This is a genomic window from Streptomyces sp. NPDC025651, from assembly GCF_055558735.1.
Genome location: NZ_JBVHLZ010000003.1, coordinates 662,447 through 679,919 on the forward strand (window position 1 = coordinate 662,447; position 17,473 = coordinate 679,919).

At 71.2% G+C, this 17,473-nt stretch carries 12 protein-coding genes and 1 pseudogene; 3 read left to right on the forward strand and 10 right to left on the reverse strand.

The annotated features are described in order from the left end of the window. Window positions 1–36 precede the first annotated feature (36 nt). From ACZ4D5_RS15175 to ACZ4D5_RS15200, 6 genes are all read right to left on the reverse strand, one after another. Window positions 37–1,515 carry an esterase gene (locus tag ACZ4D5_RS15175; protein ID WP_467772810.1) on the reverse strand — a complete coding sequence of 493 codons (1,479 nt, stop codon included), beginning with the start codon at window positions 1,513–1,515 and terminating at the stop codon, window positions 37–39. A 180-nt stretch (window positions 1,516–1,695) separates the two neighbouring features. Further along, on the reverse strand, window positions 1,696–2,607 hold the full coding sequence (locus ACZ4D5_RS15180; RefSeq protein ID WP_467772811.1) for a glycoside hydrolase family 16 protein: 912 nt from the start codon (window positions 2,605–2,607) through the stop codon (window positions 1,696–1,698). Window positions 2,608–2,712: 105 nt separating this feature from the next. Beyond that, window positions 2,713–4,551: a dipeptide ABC transporter ATP-binding protein gene (locus ACZ4D5_RS15185; RefSeq protein WP_467772812.1), complete on the reverse strand. Its 1,839-nt coding sequence runs from the start codon at window positions 4,549–4,551 to the stop codon at window positions 2,713–2,715. Next, entirely contained in the window at window positions 4,548–5,540 is a 993-nt protein-coding gene (locus ACZ4D5_RS15190) for an ABC transporter permease (RefSeq protein WP_467772813.1), read from the reverse strand. The genes ACZ4D5_RS15185 and ACZ4D5_RS15190 overlap by 4 nt, the downstream gene beginning before the upstream one ends. A 3-nt stretch (window positions 5,541–5,543) precedes the next feature. Next, window positions 5,544–7,322, reverse strand: coding sequence for an ABC transporter substrate-binding protein (locus ACZ4D5_RS15195; protein WP_467772814.1), 1,779 nt, complete (start codon window positions 7,320–7,322; stop codon window positions 5,544–5,546). 59 nt (window positions 7,323–7,381) lie between these two features. Beyond that, on the reverse strand, window positions 7,382–8,359 hold the full coding sequence (locus tag ACZ4D5_RS15200; RefSeq protein WP_467772815.1) for an ABC transporter permease: 978 nt from the start codon (window positions 8,357–8,359) through the stop codon (window positions 7,382–7,384). Between the two features lie 538 nt (window positions 8,360–8,897). Between ACZ4D5_RS15200 and ACZ4D5_RS15205 the strand changes: the two genes are divergently transcribed. Beyond that, on the forward strand, window positions 8,898–11,051 hold the full coding sequence (locus ACZ4D5_RS15205) for a choice-of-anchor A family protein (RefSeq protein WP_467772816.1): 2,154 nt from the start codon (window positions 8,898–8,900) through the stop codon (window positions 11,049–11,051). 34 nt (window positions 11,052–11,085) lie between these two features. On the opposite strand, the gene ACZ4D5_RS15210 is transcribed toward ACZ4D5_RS15205, so the two are convergent. Further along, on the reverse strand, window positions 11,086–11,769 hold the full coding sequence (locus tag ACZ4D5_RS15210; protein WP_467772817.1) for a L,D-transpeptidase: 684 nt from the start codon (window positions 11,767–11,769) through the stop codon (window positions 11,086–11,088). Window positions 11,770–11,898: 129 nt separating this feature from the next. Between ACZ4D5_RS15210 and ACZ4D5_RS15215 the strand changes: the two genes are divergently transcribed. Further along, window positions 11,899–12,273, forward strand: a complete 375-nt coding sequence (locus ACZ4D5_RS15215; RefSeq protein ID WP_467772818.1) for a DUF779 domain-containing protein — start codon at window positions 11,899–11,901, stop codon at window positions 12,271–12,273. Window positions 12,274–12,344: 71 nt separating this feature from the next. Next, complete coding sequence (locus ACZ4D5_RS15220) at window positions 12,345–13,622, forward strand: phosphodiester glycosidase family protein (RefSeq protein ID WP_467772819.1); 1,278 nt, start codon at window positions 12,345–12,347, stop codon at window positions 13,620–13,622. A gap of 4 nt (window positions 13,623–13,626) precedes the next feature. On the opposite strand, the pseudogene ACZ4D5_RS15225 reads toward ACZ4D5_RS15220, so the two are convergent. The 3 genes and pseudogenes from ACZ4D5_RS15225 to ACZ4D5_RS15235 all read right to left on the reverse strand — a co-directional run bounded on the left by ACZ4D5_RS15225 (window position 13,627) and on the right by ACZ4D5_RS15235 (window position 17,288). Further along, window positions 13,627–15,194, reverse strand: a pseudogene (locus ACZ4D5_RS15225) (hypothetical protein). 173 nt (window positions 15,195–15,367) lie between these two features. Further along, entirely contained in the window at window positions 15,368–16,228 is an 861-nt protein-coding gene (locus ACZ4D5_RS15230; protein ID WP_467772820.1) for a phosphatidylinositol-specific phospholipase C/glycerophosphodiester phosphodiesterase family protein, read from the reverse strand. A gap of 157 nt (window positions 16,229–16,385) precedes the next feature. After that, window positions 16,386–17,288, reverse strand: a complete 903-nt coding sequence (locus tag ACZ4D5_RS15235) for a hypothetical protein (RefSeq protein ID WP_467772821.1) — start codon at window positions 17,286–17,288, stop codon at window positions 16,386–16,388. Window positions 17,289–17,473: the final 185 nt, after the last annotated feature.

Sequence of the window (17,473 nt, forward strand, 5' to 3'; positions counted from 1 at the left end):
CACGAGGGCGCCCACCCTCGCCTCACCCGAGTGCGGCTACTCGTCGATCGCCTCGCCGAACGCCGCTCCCGTGCCCGGTGCCCCGAGCGACGCGGCGCCGTAGGTCCAGGCGCCCGACCCCGTCACACCGCCCGATCCCGCGGAGAGGACCCACACCACGCCGTCCCCGGCGTTCTCGCCGGGCGCGGCGGCGAGGAGGCCGAAGCGGCCGTCGCGGTTCGGGTCCGAGAGCCGCACCTGCGCGCCCCACTTGTCGCCCTTCTCGGCCACGCCGGGGATGCCCGTGGAGTCCTGGTCGAAGGATTTCGCGCCGGACGCCGTCACGCCGTACTCCCCGCCGCGCAGCACCCAGACGGCGCCCGCGTCGACGACCGTGCCGATGTCCTCGCCCGGCGCGCCGATCGCGACGTCCGCGTAGCCGTCGCCGTCGGTGTCCGCGACGGACAGGTCGGCGCCCCATCCGTCGCCGCGCTCGGCGGTGCCGGGCACGCCCGCGGAGTCCTGCGTCCACCACTTGGCCTCGTCGACGAGGCCGTCCGCGGTGCCGTAGCGCACACCGACCAGACCGCCGGTCATCGTCTCGCCGCCGTCGTCCGGGGAGGCGGGCTCGCCGGTCACCAGGTCGTCGTAGCCGTCGTTGTTGATGTCCCCGGAGGCCGCCGCGGGGCCGCCGCGCAGGTCGTTCTTGTACGTGAGGCCGTCGGCACCGCCCGCGAACTGCACGGACCAGCCGTGACCCGGCTCGTCCCCCTCCGTCACACCGGAGGCGACGAGGTCCGCGTAGCCGTTGTCGTCGTAGTCGCCGGTGGTCAGCGACTTGGACACGATCTGGCTGGCGTCGGCCGACCTGCCGAGCCGCTCGGTGGCCTGCCGGCGCAGCGGCGCCTCGCCGCGGGCCTGCGGCGCGGGGTCGTACACGAAGAGCTCGACGTTGTCCCGGTCGAGCACGGCGAGGAGGTCGCCTGGCGTGTCCGCGGTGAAGTGCGCCGCGGCGAGGCTGAGGCCGAACCGCTGGCCCGCGGCGGCCTGTTCGCTCTGCAGCCAGCTGCTGGCGGCTCCGGTGAGTCCCGTCTTCGAGCCCCAGAGAACGGCGACGCCACCGGCGTCCGCCCCGGCGTCGAGGTCCTCGCCGGGAATGCCGACGATCGCGTCGTCGTAGCCGTCGCCGTCGAGGTCGCCGGTGGCGACGGCCTTGCCGAAGCCGTCGCCCGCCTCGGCGGCGCCCGCGACACCCGCCGTCGACTGGCTGAATCTGGCGACGTTGCTGGTGCCGATGCCTCTGGTGGACCCGTACTGGACCGTGACGAGTCCCGCGCCCTTCTTGCCGCTGACCGTCGCGCCGGGGGCGCCGACCAGGACGTCTTCGTATCCGTCGCCGTTGAAGTCGCTGTTGCGGTCGTCGGCATGGGTCCCCCCAGGGGTGCCGGCGTAGGCGGAGGGGGCGGCGGCGATACCGGCCCCGGTCAGCAGGAGGAACGATGCCGCGGCGAGGGCGGCCGAACGGTTCTTGCGCACGAGCGGCTCCTGTGAAGGAAAGGTGGCCGGGCAGCGCGGGGGGTGTCCGGAAAGGGCCCGTTCCTTGTCCGGCGCCCTGTTCGACACAGGATGAGGCGCGAGGGTTGTACGGGGTTCACCAATCGGCGGGTACGGGGTTCACCGACAGGTGCGGGGGCGCGAACTCGCGGGCGCCGAGCGTCACTTCCAGCCGTACGCGTACGCCGCGACCCAGGTGACCTCCAGCTGTGCGCTGCTGCCGGGCTCCGCGCCCGGTCCCTCCAGGGCGCTCTCGTTCTGCAGGACCCAGGACAGCGGCTGGTCCGGCACACCCCGCGTGTCGTGTCCCGTCTCACGTCCGTCGACGAAGAAGCGCACGTGGCCCGGGGTCCACTCGGTGGACACGGTGTGCCATTCCGTCCAGTCGTCGGCGCCACGGAACGAGCCCTGTTCGCCGCCGCCGCAGGGGTGGTGGAAGGCGCTGAGCGGGCCCGTCCACTCGCCTTCGGGGTGGTCCATCTCGCAGCCGCCGCCGTAGTGCAGCCAGGCCGACTTGTAGCCCGGCGCCTGCTTGGTCACCTTGATACGGGCGCTGTACTTGCCGTACTTCATCTGCATGACGGCACGTGGTACGACCGCCGCGGCGTGGACGGGTCCTCCGTCGTCGGGCCGCCACATGCGGATGCGCATGCGGCCGTCGCCGTTGGCCGCAGGGCCGACGCTCACGGTGTCCTCGGGGTGGTAGACGCCGACCACGTCGCGGTCGCGGTCGTTGGCCGTGTCACGCCAACCCGTGGGGTACGCCCACCAGTTGTCGCGGTAGGCACCGTCGAGGCCCGCGCAGTACGCGGCGGAGGTGTCGGCGTGGTGGTCGCAGTCGCTGAACGCGCCCAGCGGCACCCGGTCGCCGTTGAAGTCCTCGGCGAGGACCTGCCAGAACGGCCCGCAGTCACCCCGCGGCAGGTCGGCGCCCGCGTCCCGGCAGGCATCCGCCGAGACCGGCGCTCCTCCCGCGCTCGGGATGCACAGCAGGGCGGCGAACAGCGTCGCCCCGAGTGCCCCGAACACGACCGGGCGTCCGCGCCGCCGCCCCGTAGCCGCGTGTGATCCCATCGCGCTGCCTCCGCTCCACGAGGACGCCCCGCAGGAAGGGGTCATCCTCGTGGAGCGCGCGGCGCCCCGCCAGGCCCCGGGGCAGTCCGCCGCCCGGTGCGTCCGCTACAGCCTCGCGGCCAACAGCTCCTTGGTGTACGGCTCTTGGGGGTTGTCGAAGACCTCGTCCCGGGTGCCGGTCTCGACGATCTCGCCGTGGCGCATCACCGCGACGCGGTCGCACAGATGGCGTACGACGGCGAGGTCGTGCGAGACGAACAGGAGCGAGAGCCCGAGCTCGCCCCTCAGCTCCATCAGGAGGTTGAGGACCTGTGCCTGCACCGAGACGTCGAGGGCGGAGACCGGTTCGTCGGCGATGATCAGGCGCGGGCGGGGCGCGAGGGCCCGTGCGATGCCGATGCGCTGGCGCTGGCCGCCGGAGAACTCGTGCGGGTAGCACGGCAGATGGGCGGTTGCCAGGCCGACCTGTTCAAGGAGCTCGGCGGCCCGCTCGCGGCGCTCGGCGCGACTCATGTCGGTGTGTACGCGCAGGGGCGTGGTGACGATCTCCTCCACGGTGCGGCGCGGGTTGAGCGAGGCGTACGGGTCCTGGAAGACCAGTTGGACCTCGCGGCTGAGCGTGCGGCGCAGGGCGGTGTCCTCGGCGGCACGCGAGATGTCCCGCCCGTCGAAGCGGACGGTGCCGCCGGTCGGCCTCTGCAGTCCGGCGAGGACGCGGGCGGTGGTGGACTTCCCGGACCCCGACTCCCCGACGAGCCCGAGCGTCTCCCCCTCCGCGACGCTCAGACTCACCCCCCGCACGGCGTGGGTGCCGGGGCGCCGCCGCCCGAGCAGGCTGCGCCCGGACCCGAACTCGACGTGCAGCCCGCTGATTTCGGCGAGCGCCCCGCGGCCCGACGCGCCACGCACGCCGGGAGCCGCATCGGACACGGCAGGGGCCCCACCGGTTCCGCCCGCCACCCCACCGCTTCCGCCCGCCACCCCACCGCTTCCGCCCGCGCCCCCACCGGTTGTGCCCGAGCGCCCCCACACCCGCGCGTTGCCACGAGCCTCCGGCTCCGGGGCGTCCACCGTCGGGAGCCGTGTGCCGGGCACCGTGTCCAGGGACGGGGCCGCGCCGATCAGGGCGCGCGTGTACGGATGCTCGGCCGCGGTGAGCAGGCGGCCGGTGGGGCCGCTCTCCACCACGCGGCCGTGGCGCATGACCAGCATGCGGTCGGTGGCGGCGGCGACCATGTCGACGTCGTGCGTCACCAGCACCACGGCGGTACCGAACTCGCGCTGCAACTCCGCGAGCAGGTCGAGGACTTGGCGCTGCACACGGGCATCGAGCGCGGTGGTCGGCTCGTCGGCGATCAGCACGTCGGGGTGGTTGATCAACGACATGGCGATCATCACGCGCTGGCGCATCCCGCCGGAGAACTGGTGCGGGTAGTCACGGGTGCGGGCGGCCGCGATGCCGACCCGCTCCAGCATCTCCACGGCCCTGGCCCGCGCCTGCCCCCGGCCCGCCTCCCCGTGGTGCAGCCGGTACGCCTCGGCGAGCTGGTCGCCCACGGTGTGGAAGGGCGAGAGCGAGGCGAGGGCGTCCTGGAACACCATCGCGATGCGCCCGCCGCGCAGCGCCTTCAGCTCGGCCTCGCCCGCGCCGACGACATCGGTGCCGCCGACCTCGACGGCGCCCCCGACCGTCGTACGCGCGGGATCGTGCAGCCCCATCGCGGCGAGCCCCACGGTGGACTTCCCCGACCCCGACTCCCCCACCAGGCCGAGGACTTCGCCCCGCGCCAGGTCGAAGGAGACGCCCTCGGCGGCGGTGACGGTGCCGCGCGGTCCGGTGAAGGACACGGTCAGATCGCGTACGTCCAGGACGACTTCCCGCCGCGTCGCGCCGAGCGGACCCTCCCGCCGTGTCGCGTCCAGCACGTCTTCTCGCCGCGTCATGCCAGCCTCACCCTCGGATCGAGCCAGGCCACGACCAGGTCGGCGACGGCCACGAACACCACCACGAAGAACGCGGCGATCAGTACGGTGCCGACGACGGTCGGCAGGTCGTTCTGGGTGACCGCGTCGACGGCGAGCTTGCCGACCCCGCTGAGCCCGAAGACCGTCTCGGTGATGAACGCGCCGCCCAGCAGCGCCCCGACCTCCAGGCCGAGGAGCTGCACGATCGGCGCGGCGGCCCCGCGCGCCGTGTACTTCAGATGGGTGCGCAGGACACCGAGCCCCTTGCCGCGGGCCGTGCGCACGTACCCCTCGTGCATCACTTCCAGGAGCTGGGCGCGGGAGAGACGGGCGAACACGGCCGCGTTGACGAAGCCGAGCACCAGGCAGGGCAGCAGCAGTCCGGAGAGCCAGGCCGCGGGGTCCTCGCCCGGCGGGGTGTAGCCGGGCAGCGGCAGCCAGCCCGTGGAGTACACGAGGAGGTACTGCAGGGCGTAGCCGAGGAAATAGATCTGCACGCTGGCGCCGATCAGGGTGAAGCCGGACAGGAACCGGTCGCCGAGGCTGCCGCGGCGCAGCGCGGAGACGAAGCCCGCCCCGATGCCCGCCACGAGGATCACGACGAGCGCGCCGCCGGCCAGCGACAGCGTGACCGGGAAGCGGCTGGTGATCGCGGAGAGCACCGGCTCGTGCAGGGTGTACGAGTAGCCGAGGCAGGGCGCGCCGCAGGCGATGGCGCTGCCGTCGACGTCGCTGATGGTGCGGCCCACGACGAGGCCGCGCAGATAGTCGGCGTACTGGGTGAGGATCGGCTGGTCCAGGCCCATGCTGTGGCGCACCGCGGCGATCTGCGTGGCGTCGCACTTGGGCCCGCAGGCGATCGTCGCCGGGTCGGACGGTGCCGCGTAGAAGAGGGCGAAGGCGGTGGCGGAGATGGCGAACAGCACCACCACCGCCTGAAGGCCGCGCCTCGTCAGGTAGATGAGCATGGGTCAGGACTTCTTCAGGTACAGCCAGGCGGGGCTGATGGTGCCGTAGATGGGGTGGATGAAGGCGCCGCCGACGTTCTCGCCGCGGGCCTGCTGGACGCGCTGGTGCAGGAACGGCACGAGCGGCACGTCCTTCATGATGACGTTCTTCTCCAGCGCGACGAGGGCCTCGGCCTTCTGTGTCGCGTCGCCGATCTTGGCGATGCGGTCGAGTTCCTTGTCGACGGCCGGGTTCTTGTAGCGCGGGTCGTTGTCGAGGCTGTCGCGGCGGCTGTCGAAGCGGTAGGGCACGCCGGTGGCCGGGGTCGGCCAGTCGACCGAGCTGCCGGACATCCACAGGTCGTACTTCGGGTCGGCGTTGCGCGCGACCTCGTTGGTGAACGCGGGCAGCGGCATCGGCTTGGTGACCAGGGTGATGCCCGCCTTGCCGAAGGCCTCGACGAGGACCTGCGCCATGCGGTCGTTGGCGGCGGTCGCCTCGTAGGCGTAACTCAGGCTCTTGACCGGCTTCTTGGCCCTGGCGAGGTGCTCCTTGGCCTTCTTGATGTCGCCGGTCGGGGCGACGGGGTAGTTGTCGTACTTCTCGTAGCCGACGATCGCGGGCGAGGAGTACGTGGTGGCGATGTCGCCCATGCGCGGGCCGCCGAGCGCCTGCCGGGCCTGCTGCCGCGGGAAGAGGTAGTGGATCGCCTTGCGGACCTCGGGGTCGGAGACCCGGTCGTTCCTGGCCACCAGGTGGTACGTGAAGGCGCCGCGCCGCCCGTCGACGACGAGGTCCTTCTTCTTCGGGTCGCGGGTGGCCTCGCCGTACAGCTCGGGCGGCAGTTCGTTCTTGGTGGTGACGGTGTTCGCGCCGTCGCCGCGCCCGTTGAGGATCTCCTGGGCGGTGTTGAGCTCCTTCTTCTCGAAGGTGAACTCGAACCTTTCGGCGTACTGGTGGCGGATCGGGTCGGTCTCCGCCTTCCAGTGCGGGTTCCGCTCCAGGGTCATGCTCTGGTTCTGCCTGTGCTCGACGATGCGGTACGGGCCGGTCGCGAAGGGCTTGAGGTCGTACTTCGCGCCGGTGTCCTTGTCCGGGCGCACGGGCGAGGAGGACGACTGCGCGGCCATGAACGGCACGTCGGACTGGGGCTTCTTGAAGTGGAAGACGATGGTCTTGTCGTCCGGCGTCTCGATGCCCTTGAAGTCGCCGTCCTTCTCGGGGCCGCCGTAGACCTTGCGGGCCTGGGCGAGGTCCTGCTTGCCGGTGAGCCACTGCGGCCAGTAGGGCGGGCCGAGCTCGAAGCCGGGCGCGAAGGTGCGCTCGATGCCGTACTTGACGTGCTTCGAGGTGATCGGCCTGCCGTCCTCCCAGGCGATGCCGTCCTTCAGCTCGTACGTCCAGGTGCGGCTGCCGTTCGAGGACTTTCCGGTGTCGGTGGCGAGGTCGCCGACCAGCTTGGGCTTGCCGTCCACGACTTGGTACTGGGTCAGCTGGCGGCCCCACAGGAGCGAGGTGTTGTACGCCTCGCCCGCGTAGATCTTCTGCGGGTCCAGGTGCGAGTAGTCCCTGAGGTTCGCCACGTGGAGGGTGCCGCCGCGCTTCGCGTCCTTCACGGCGGGCGCGGGGCCCGCGCTGTCCTGCGCGGTGCCGATGCCCGCGGTGAGGTTCGCCTCCTCGCTCACCGACGGGGCGTCGTCGCCCTTCGCCCCGGCGCCCGACGAGCACGAGCAGAGCACGAGCATGGCGGAGACGGCGGCGACGGCCGGCAGGGCTGTGCTGCGCGGGCTGATTCTGGGCATGGCGAACTCCCTTGGGAGGGTGGTGAGTTGATGAGAGAGGAGAAGGCGTGGGGCGTGACTCAGCGGCGCGTACGAGGGTCGAGCGCGTCCCGCACCGAGTCGCCGAGCAGATTGAAGGCGACGACGAAGACGAGGATGGTGACGCCTGGGAAGAACATGTACGTCGGGTCGTCGTAGAAGACCTCGGCCCCGCGGGCGATCATGCGCCCCCAGTCGGGGATGGGCTCGCTGATGCCCACGCCGAGGAAGGAGAGCGCGGCCTCGGCGGTGACGATGCCCGGCAGGGCGATGGTGATGTGCACCAGGACGGGCGCCCAGACGTTGGGCAGCAGTTCACGGAAGACGATGTGCCTGCGGCTCGCGCCCACGGCCCGCGCGGCGTCGACGAACTCCCGCTCCCGCAGGGACCGTACGGTCGTGCGCAGCATCATCGCGAGCGGCACCCAGCCGAAGGCGGCGAAGACCAGGACGAGCACGGTGAACTGCATCCACGCGGGTTCGTTCTCGCCGGGGGAGACGAAACGGGTCTGGATGATCGGGCTCAGCGCGAGGAACAGCAGGAGCGCGGGAAAGGCGAGCAGGACGTTGCAGACGAAGGTGAAGGCCCGGTCGGCGAGCCCGCTCAGATAGCCGACGGTCACCCCGAGGACGACGCCGACGACGGCGATGAGCACGATCGACGCGAGCGCGACGAGCAGCGAGGTGCGTATCCCGTACAGCAGTTGGGTCAGCACGTCGCGGCCGAGCCCGGGCTCGATGCCGAACCAGAAGTCTCCGGAGATCCCGCCGTTGGGCAGCACAGGAAGGCCCTCCTCGCTGAGCAGCCCCGGCTCGTTCTGGCCGTAGTGCTCGGTGGGGTTCTTGCCGTAGAGGGCGGCGACCAGCGGCGCGGCGAGCGCGAGCACGGCGAAGAGGAGGACGACGCCGAGGGAGGCGAGGCCGAGCCGGTCCCTGCGGAACGCCTCGAAGGCCACGGCGAACGGGCCACGCGAGGCCTGCGTCCGGCCACGCGGTTCCTGCGTCTGTAGGTCGGCCATGGGCTGCCGTGCTCCTGGTGCTCGTGCCCGCTCCGGGTCACGGATGCGGGCCTTGGAATGCGTTCCGGCGTCGCGGAAAGGGTGGTCCGCGCCGGGTTGCGGAGAATTACAACACCGCCGAAAGCCGCCCTGCCACAGGCGCTGACGGCGTTCACGGCGAACGTGTTCGGTACGTTTCAGGAGCCTTTCGCGGGGGCGGGAATTGTTCATGAAGCGGCAACAACGGCGGGAATTGTTGCGGACGAAGCGGGACATACACTCCGCCACCTGGAATCCTTTCGTTACCTTGTGAACTCGCCCACACTCCTTCACATGACAGATGTTATTCAGGTGGCGCCAATGATTCGAAGATCATGAGCGGACATCGCCCTCTCAAGCCCCAAGGCACCCGCACCTGTCCCGGGCGTGTCCCCCATGCCCCGGAACTCATCCTTTGCAGTGCTCTTCCTATGAAGCTCGGATCGGTTGAAAGGATCCGGGCGCCATTCGTGCGAGCCTCCTCCACGTCTCTTTGACCATGTGAGGAGCTGATGTGCACGTGACCTTCCCCTCCCTCGTCCATTCCGGGATGAGGTACCTCTGTCTCCTCGGGATGGTGGCCGGCACAGGGCTGTCCGCCGCCCCCGCCCTCGCGCACACCTCCCCGGGGCCGGGCCCGGCCCCGGGCAAGCCCGCCGCCGCTGCCGCCGCGAAGCCGCTGCCCGGCGGGCTCGGCCCGTGTGTGCCCGGCAACTGCCCGAGCGGTGGCTACCCACCCATCAACAACGGTTCGATCCAGTACCGCGACAACGCCATCAACGTCTACGTGGGCCAGGACTTCCTCGTCCGCGAGAAGGCCGCGGAGACCGAGGGCCGCGTCGTCGTCCTCGGCGACTTCGACCAGGACAAGGTCGACGGCGTCAGCGGCATCTACAACGTGGGCGAGGCCGGTGTGGGCTCGCGGGTCACCCCCGACGAGGGCACGGACTGGCTCACCACCGGCGGCAACGTCACGATCGGCACCGGCGAGCGGCTGCTCGCCGAGAAGGGCGTGGTCCGCCACGCCGGTACCACGTCCGGCACGATCGTCGGTACCGTCACCCAGGACGACAACGCCGCAACCCCCTACGTCCCCCTGCGCGACCAGCTGACCGAGGCCAGCCAGTGCTACGCCCACCCGACGGGCGGCTCCAGCACGCGCCCGTCGACCGGCACCGCCGTCCACGCGGGCGGCGAGACCCTGTTCACCGGTGACGGCACGTCCAAGATCCAGGTCTTCAACGTGGACTTCGACCTGATGGGCGGCTCCGGCGGCCAGGAGGGCATCCGCTTCGAGAACATCCCCGACGACGCCACGGTCCTGGTCAACATCCTCGGCACCAACCGCACCATCAACACCTACAGCGGCACCATCGACGACAGCAGCCAGCTCAACAAGATGCGCAGCCGCCTGCTGTGGAACTTCCCCGACGCCACGTCCGTCGAGATCAAGGGCACGGGCCAGTTCCAGGGCAGCGTCCTGATCGGCAACCAGGGCTCGATGGCCACGGTCAGCGTGCCCGGCATGAACGGCCGCTTCTTCACGACCGGTTCGCTCACCCACACCAGCTCGGCGTCGGGCGGCGGCGGCCAGGAGTTCCACAACTACCCCTTCGAGGGGGACCTGCCCGACTGCGCCATCGCGCCCACCGAGGGCGAGGTCAAGGTCGTCAAGACCGACGCGGACGGCGGCAAGCCGCTGGCGGGCGCCGAGTTCGAACTGTGGCACGAGACCAACGGCGTCGACGGCCTGCAGACCGACGGCGCGGACCCGGACACGAAGACCGGCAGCCCCTGCACGACCGACCGGCCCGGCGAGTGCGTGCAGACCGTGCCGCTCGGCACGTACTACTGGCGCGAGACCAAGGCCCCCGACGGCTACGACCTGCCCGACCCGGCGGTCTTCGGCCCCCTCGAACTGACCGAGGCCGACGCCGACAAGGGCGTCTCGGTGACCGCCACCAACAAGAAGAAGCCCGTCGTCATCAAGGGCGACGTCACCGTCGTCAAGAAGGACAAGGACACCGGAGCCCCCCTGCCCGGCGCCGTCTTCCAACTCTGGCGCGAGACCAACGGCGTCGACGGACTCCAACAGGACGGACCCGACCCCGACACGGCCGCAGGACAGCCCTGCACCACAACCGCCACCGGCACCTGCCGCAGGAACGTCGAGACCGGCACGTACTACTGGGTCGAGACCAAGGCCCCGAACGGCTACGACCTTCCCCTGCAGCCCGTCTTCGGGCCCCTCGAACTGACCGCGGCGAACGCCTCGAAGGGCGTCTCCGTCGAGGCGCGCAACACGATCCACCGCAACCCGGGCGTCACGGGTGAGCTCACGGTCGACAAGAGGGACAAGAAGACGGGCAAGCCGCTGGCCGGGGCCGTCTTCCAGCTGTGGTGGGACAACAACGGAACACCGGGCCTGCAGACGTCCGGTGCCCGTCGCGACGCCCTCGTCGACCCGGGCTGCGCCACGGACAGCCGGGGCCGGTGCGAGTTCCGCAAGCTGGAGCTCGGCTCGTACTACCTCAAGGAGACGGCCGTTCCCGACGGATACGTCCTGCCGAAGAACACCGTGAGCGGCCCGCACAAGGTCACCGCGGGCAACGCCGGCAAGGGCGTCACGGTGAAGCTGACCAACCAGCGCGGCGGAGGCAAGAAGGGCAAGTAACCACCTCCCCCACTCCTCCGGGCACGGGTCGGCGTCAGCCGCCCGTGCCCGGCTTCGTTCCCCAGATGTAGAGGCGGTCGCCCTTCTTCAGCAGGGCGTAGAGCCGCTTGGCGTCCCCCACGGCGAGATTGACGCACCCTCCCGAGCCCGAGGAGAACAGGTCGTGGCGCGTGCCGTGCAGGGCCTGGCCCCCGTTGAAGAACTGCGCGTACGGCATGGGGACGCGGTAGATCGTGGAGAAGTGGTCGCGGTTCTTCCAGTAGATCCGCTGCCAGCCGCGCCGGGTCTCCAGACCGTCCCGGCCCGTGCGGATCGGCACGGGGTCGAAGACCAGCCTGCGCCCCTGCTGCACCCACAGGATCTGCCGGGTCAGGTCCACGCACGTGACCCGGTGGGACTTCGCCGGGCAGCCGCGCCGGGCACCGGGATCACGCCGGACGTGGTCCGCGACGACGAGTCGGTAGGTGCGCAGGGTCGCCCTGCCGTCGGCGGGGCGGATGCGGAGCCGCTGCTGCAGCCGCCGGATCGCGACGCAGTCGGCGGCGGACTGCCGCCCGTCGACCGGGAGGCGCAGCTCGCGCTCCAGCTCGCGTTGGTAGGGGGCGGTACCCGCCCTGCACGGTGGTTCGGCGGTTCCGGCCGGTCCGGGGGCCGCCGTCGCCTGCGACGACGGAACGGTCAGGGACAGGACGGCGATCGACGTGATGAGCCAGCGCATCGCCCCAGCTTCGCCCCTGGGCACTCCGGCACCCGGCGACACGACCCGACAATCCCACGATTGGTCCACGCGCGGCCCTGCCGCCGTCTCGCAACCCTGTTGCAACGTGCCGGGCGCAAGAGTCGGCGCATGGACCGCCCTGAGACGAACGACGACACCGCGCGCGTGGAGCTGACGCCCGCCGCCGCCGAGCTCGTACGGCGGCTTCGCGAGGCGCACGGGCCGCTCATGTTCCACCAGTCCGGCGGCTGCTGCGACGGCAGCGCGCCCATGTGCTATCCGGACGGCGAGTTCCGCACCGGCGACTCCGACGTGCGCCTCGCGTCGCTGACGGTCGAGGGGGTGGCGGAGCCCGTCGCGTTCTGGATGTCGAGGAGCCAGTACGAGGTGTGGAGCCACACCCGGCTGATCGTGGACGTCGTGCCGGGGCGGGGCAGCGGCTTCTCGCTGGAGGCACCCGAAGGCGTACGTTTCCTCATCCGTTCCCGGGTGGTCGGGACATAGCCACCAGCCCCTGGTGAACTCCCTTGGCCACTGGGACAGTTGGGTGGCCAAGCCGACCCCAGGGGGGATCTGTGACACGGCACAAGCAACGCGGTGGACGGTTCAGAGCGGCCTGCACGCTCGTCACCGCGCTCGGCACGCTGGCCGGTGCCGCTCTTGTGGGAGCGGTGCCGGCCAGCGGCGCTGTCGGGGACGCCGAGCGGTCGGCGGTCACCGAGATCGCGCCCGGCGTGGAGTACCGCTACTTCGACATACCCGCCTCGCGCGGCACGGCCCGCGCCCACGTCCTCGACGTGGACCTGCGTGATCCGCGCACCAGTGTGGACCTGCTGTATCCCGGCAAGGTCGCGGCGCGCGCCCCCGTCTCCGCGCTGGCGGACGGGGTCGGTGCCGTCGGCGGGATCAACGGCGACTTCTTCAACATCACCGAGACCCAGCATCCCGGCGTCGCAGCGACCGGCGCGGCCGTCGGCCCGGCGATAGCGAGCGGCCACGCGCTCAAGGCCGCCGTTCCCGACGGTCAGCGCTTCGGGCCCGCGATGCCGCCGGGCGTGACCACACAGGCGGTGCTCGGCGTCGGCTACGACCGCAGGGCGCGCCTGGACGACATCGCCCTGGACGGGCGGATACGCACCCCGGACTCCCGGCTTCCGCTGGGCGGTCTCAACCAGTACGCGCTGCCGGTGGGTTCCGTCGGCGCGTTCACCGACGACTGGGGTTCCGTCTCGCGGGTGCGCGCGACCTGCGGCACCGACACCAACCGGGGCGCGCCGTGCAGCACGGACACCGCCGAGGTGACGGTCCGCCACGGGCGCGTCGTGGCCACGGCCGACACGCCCGGCGCCGGTCCGATAGCCCGCGGCACCACGGTCCTGGTCGGGCGTGAGGCGGGCGCGCAGGAGCTGCGGAAGCTGTCGTCGGGCGACCGGGTGCAGGTCAGGCACCGTCTGGTGGCGGCCGATTCACGCATCCCGTTCCGCTTCGCGCTCGGCGGCTACCCCGTGCTGCGGGGCGGCGTGCCGCTGCCCGGCCTCGACCCCACCGTCGCGGCGGTGCGGACGGCGGCCGGGATATCCGACGACGGCCGCCGTCTGCTGCTGCTCTCGCTCGACGGCTCCCCGGAGTTCCGCACGGGCCTGACGATCGCCGAAGTCGCCGAGACGCTGCGGGGGCTGGGGGCCCGTGACGGCTTCAGCCTGGACGGCGGCGGCTCCTCGACCCTGGTCTCCGCCACGGCCACGCTGGTGGCGCGGGCGCCGGGCGCCGATGCCGTGACCGTGCGCAACAACCCCAGTGGCGGGGCGGAGCGCCCGGTACCGAACGGCATCGGCGTGTTCTCCTGGCCCTGATCCCTCACTCCGTGTCGCGCACCGCCACGAGCCCGTTGAAGACGCCGACATAGGCCGTCCCGTCGGGGCCGAGCGTCACGGGCGCCCAGTTGTTGTCGTACGCGATGCCCGTACCGGCGAGCCGCTTCCACTTGGTGTCGCCGGTACGGAAGTCGACCGCGGTGAGGTACCAGGCGTCGATGCCGAGGCGGTTGGGCTCCTTCGTGTAGAAGTACAACAGGCCGTTCGCGGTGGAGAGTTTGGGCACGGTGGAGGGGGCGCGTTCGTCGCTCTCCCACACCGTGTCGCAGCCGCTGCCGTCCTCGCGTACGTCGATCCTGCTGACGCCGCCGACGACGCTGCGGCCGAAGGTGAGCGACGTGATGTTCTCGTAGCCGTAGTTGTTCTCGACGACGATGCTGTCGCCCCAGGTGATCAGGGAGTTGTCGGTGGTGGACGCGCCGGAGCCGAAGACGGGGACCTTGCACACGAGGCGCTCGTCGTCCGGCACGTCGGCGCCGCGCCGGTAGACGAGGACGTTCATGCGGTCGTCGGCGTTGTCGGTGATCGCCACGTAGGCGTCGCGCTCGCCGAAGAGGTCGGGCGTGGTGCCCGAACCCTGGTTCACCGAGCCGGGCTTGGTCCGGTGCCGCGGTCGTAGGTCTGGCGCCAGACGGCCTTCGGGGTGCCGTCGGCGGCGGCGCGGAAGCTGTACAGCGCGTGGTCGGAGACGATCGAGACGCCGTCCTCGGCGACGGAGAAGGAATTCTGGATCTCCTCGCCCTTCAACCGGATGGAGCGGATGTCACCGGACTCCGGGTCGACGGTGCCGATGCGGCCCTGCCGTGTCACCCACCAGACGCGCCCGTCCCAGTCGGGCATCACGGACGTGACCGGGTCGCACTCGCCGCTCGGATGGAGGTTGGTCCAGCTGACGCAGTCGTGCGGGACGTGCGCGGTCAGATCCCACTCCTTGTCGACGACGAAGCGCCAACTTCCCTCCGCGGTCCGCTCGTGGGCGAGCCGGACGATGTGCTGCCGGGAGTCCGCGAGCACCAGCCGGTCCTGATCGTCGAGGTAGGAATAAGCGCCGCCCGACGTGTCCTTGAAGATCTTGGAGAAGTCGAGCCGTGTGATGGCCTCGACGGTCGAGGGCCGCTGCGGCAACTTGTACTCGGCGAGCGTGTCGAGGCTCTTCGGGTCGAGCAGCTTGACCAGGAAGCCCGTGAAGGTTCCGCACACGGTGACGATGCGTCCGTCGCGGTCGAAGGTGACGGTCGCGCACTCGCCGCCGAGCGCCGCCATCTTCTCGCTGTCGACCGCGGGCTTCCTCCCGAGCGGCCCGCTCCAGGGGTACGTGCCGCTGCCCGCGGCGTCGGCGTGCATGCCGCTGCGGCCGTTGGCGGCGAGGAAGGGGTGCTGGGGCGGCGGGGTGCCGGGCAGCGGGCGGGCGTCGGCGGGCGCGCCCTGGTAACTGTCGACGAGCCGGTGGCCGGGGGCCTTGGGGATGTCGTCGGCGTACGCGGGGCCCGCGAGGGACACCGTCAGGGCCACGGCGGTGGCGCAGGTGAGGCGGCGCAGTCTGCTGGACATGCGCCGAAGCTAGGGCCGCCCTCTTCAAGAGTCCATGAAACAGCGTCAGTTGTTCATGAAGCCGCCCGGTTGTTCATGAGGACGCAAAGAACGATCACGACCGGATCTCCTCCGCCACGCGACACCGCGACTCCCGGCCGTCGGTGCGGCGCAGCGGAGGGCACGGGACGGGGTCAGCCGCCGTGCGCGTCGAGGAAGGCCTCGAGTCCGGCGAGGTCGTCGGTGTTGAGGTGGTCGACACCGGCGGCGAGGAGCTCGCCCCAGACCGCGTCACGCTGCGGCCCCGGCAGATCGGGCGTCGCCCAGAAGCGCACCCGCTGCCCGCGCGCGTGAGCCCTGGAGACGATCCCGCGCAGCTTCTCGCGCTCGGCCGCCGGGATCGGACCCGTGCCCTGCCAGCTGAAGTTGAGGGACCAGTTGTCGCTGATCAGCGGGATGAGCGAGGCGGGCGCCGCGGTGCCGAGGTCGGCGAGACGCCCGTCGTAGAAGGCGTGCCGCACCCGCTGCGCCTCCATCGGGGCACGCGCCGCGCGGTCACCGGAGACGACGGCGGTCACCGCGCCGCGGCGCACCTTTCCGTATGCGTAGGACGTGAACAGGTGCCGGTAGGGCCGCAGATGGCGATGGAGTTCGGCGTACGTCGAAGCGCCCTCGGTCTTGATGTCGATGAGCAGCTGGAAGGGGGTGCGGTGGTAACCCCGGTACACGGAGCCGTGGTTGGCGCGTATCCGCGCGGCCAACGGCTCCAGATAAAGGGACTCGAGGGTACGGCGGGGGTCGAGGTCCACCGGATCATGGGCGACCAGGAGCTGCCCGTCGACGAGGAAGATGTCGGCCTCGACGCTGCCGAACCGATGGTCGAGCGCGTCGAGGAGGGGCCGGCGGTGTTCGTAGTCGTTGTGGGCGTGGGCGCGGATCAAGGGCTTGGGGTGGTGCCCGCGCCCGCTCGCATGCGCGTACGCGGGCATCGCGACACTGCCGGCGAGTGCGGCACCGAGGGTGGTGAGGGCTCTGCGACGGGTGGTGAGGACCATGTCTGCCTCCCGGAGGACGAGTTCGGCCACAGGACCGAGTACGACGACGGACGGAACCTCAGTGAGTATGCGACCCCACCCCCGCCAGGAAACCCACCTCACCCGGGAGTTGGCACCATCGACGCCCGGCGTTCACGCCGCCTCGCGCGCCTCGGCCTCAGCCAGCGACGTTCTCGCGGTGCCAGGCGTAGAACGGTGCACGGTGGTCGCCCCAGTCGGCGACGGCTTTCCCTGCGAGGGTGTCGGCCGCCTCGGCCAGGTGAGGGGTCGCGTCGGGCTTGGAGCTGACGGCGACGGTGCCCTCGGCGGTGACGTGAATGTGCCCGTGCTCGAAGAGCTCGTCGCAGCCGAGGACGCAGGCGGGCATGATGTTGGCCATCTGGCGGCGTTCTTCACGCGTGGCCTCGGAGCGGCGCTTGATGTGGGCCGCACGCAGGAAGCGGAGGGGTAGGAGACGCCCGCAGAGGGCGCAGGTGTCCTGTGTCGCGTTCCCGAAGAGCTTCTTGCGGATCTTGGCCTGCTCCCGGCGGACGAGGACCTGGGCGACCACGCTGTCCTCCCCATCGTGGTCGACGACGGCGTCACCGGCAGGCCGGTCGACGGGCGGCAGCGCCTCGGCGAGCCGGGCGACCGCGGTGGTACCGGGGTGCAGAACGGGCGCGCCCTGCTTGTTCGCGGAGAGGCGGAGGGCCTCCATGGCGTCGGCGCCCAGTGACGGGCCGGGGACATCGCTCGCCTCGGTGATGAAGTCCATGCCTATTCGTTCGGGGAAATCCCCGTCGGGCCAGACCGGATCAGCGGCGGTGAAGTACGGGCGGGTCACTTGGCAGACGATGACCCGCCCCAGGCCGACGTCGGCCCATCCGCCGGGCGCCACACGGGGGTTGGGGCCCTTGTGGGCGAGGACGACGAGGTCCCCCTTCTTCAGGGACTCGACGTGCTGACGCGCTTCGCCTCGACTGAGGGCACTTTCGCGCCAGCCCCAGAGGCCCCGGTCGAGACCGATCTTGAGGTTTCCCCGGGAGGGCAGAGGGACGTAGATGTACGCGGTGCTGGGCATGGGCCCTCCGTCACTCGGCCCCTGTACGGGAGCGTGCAGTGGGATGCGGTACCAGGGAGTCACCGGACAGGAAGGGCCGCAGTGTCCCCCGGATCGAGACGGCGGAAATCGTACACCATTTCGACATGCAGCCAGCGGGGGCTGCCGACTGCGGTGACTCCGACCGATAAGGGCGGTTGCGGCGG

Coding starts and splice junctions, on each gene's coding strand:
- ACZ4D5_RS15180 (WP_467772811.1), bottom strand. CDS start 2,607: ATGGGATCACACGCGGCTACGGGGCGGCGGCGCGGACGCCCGGTCGTG.
- ACZ4D5_RS15185 (WP_467772812.1), bottom strand. CDS start 4,551: ATGACGCGGCGAGAAGACGTGCTGGACGCGACACGGCGGGAGGGTCCG.
- ACZ4D5_RS15190 (WP_467772813.1), bottom strand. CDS start 5,540: ATGCTCATCTACCTGACGAGGCGCGGCCTTCAGGCGGTGGTGGTGCTG.
- ACZ4D5_RS15195 (WP_467772814.1), bottom strand. CDS start 7,322: ATGCCCAGAATCAGCCCGCGCAGCACAGCCCTGCCGGCCGTCGCCGCC.
- ACZ4D5_RS15200 (WP_467772815.1), bottom strand. CDS start 8,359: ATGGCCGACCTACAGACGCAGGAACCGCGTGGCCGGACGCAGGCCTCG.
- ACZ4D5_RS15210 (WP_467772817.1), bottom strand. CDS start 11,769: ATGCGCTGGCTCATCACGTCGATCGCCGTCCTGTCCCTGACCGTTCCG.
- ACZ4D5_RS15215 (WP_467772818.1), top strand. CDS start 11,899: ATGGACCGCCCTGAGACGAACGACGACACCGCGCGCGTGGAGCTGACG.
- ACZ4D5_RS15230 (WP_467772820.1), bottom strand. CDS start 16,228: ATGGTCCTCACCACCCGTCGCAGAGCCCTCACCACCCTCGGTGCCGCA.
- ACZ4D5_RS15235 (WP_467772821.1), bottom strand. CDS start 17,288: ATGCCCAGCACCGCGTACATCTACGTCCCTCTGCCCTCCCGGGGAAAC.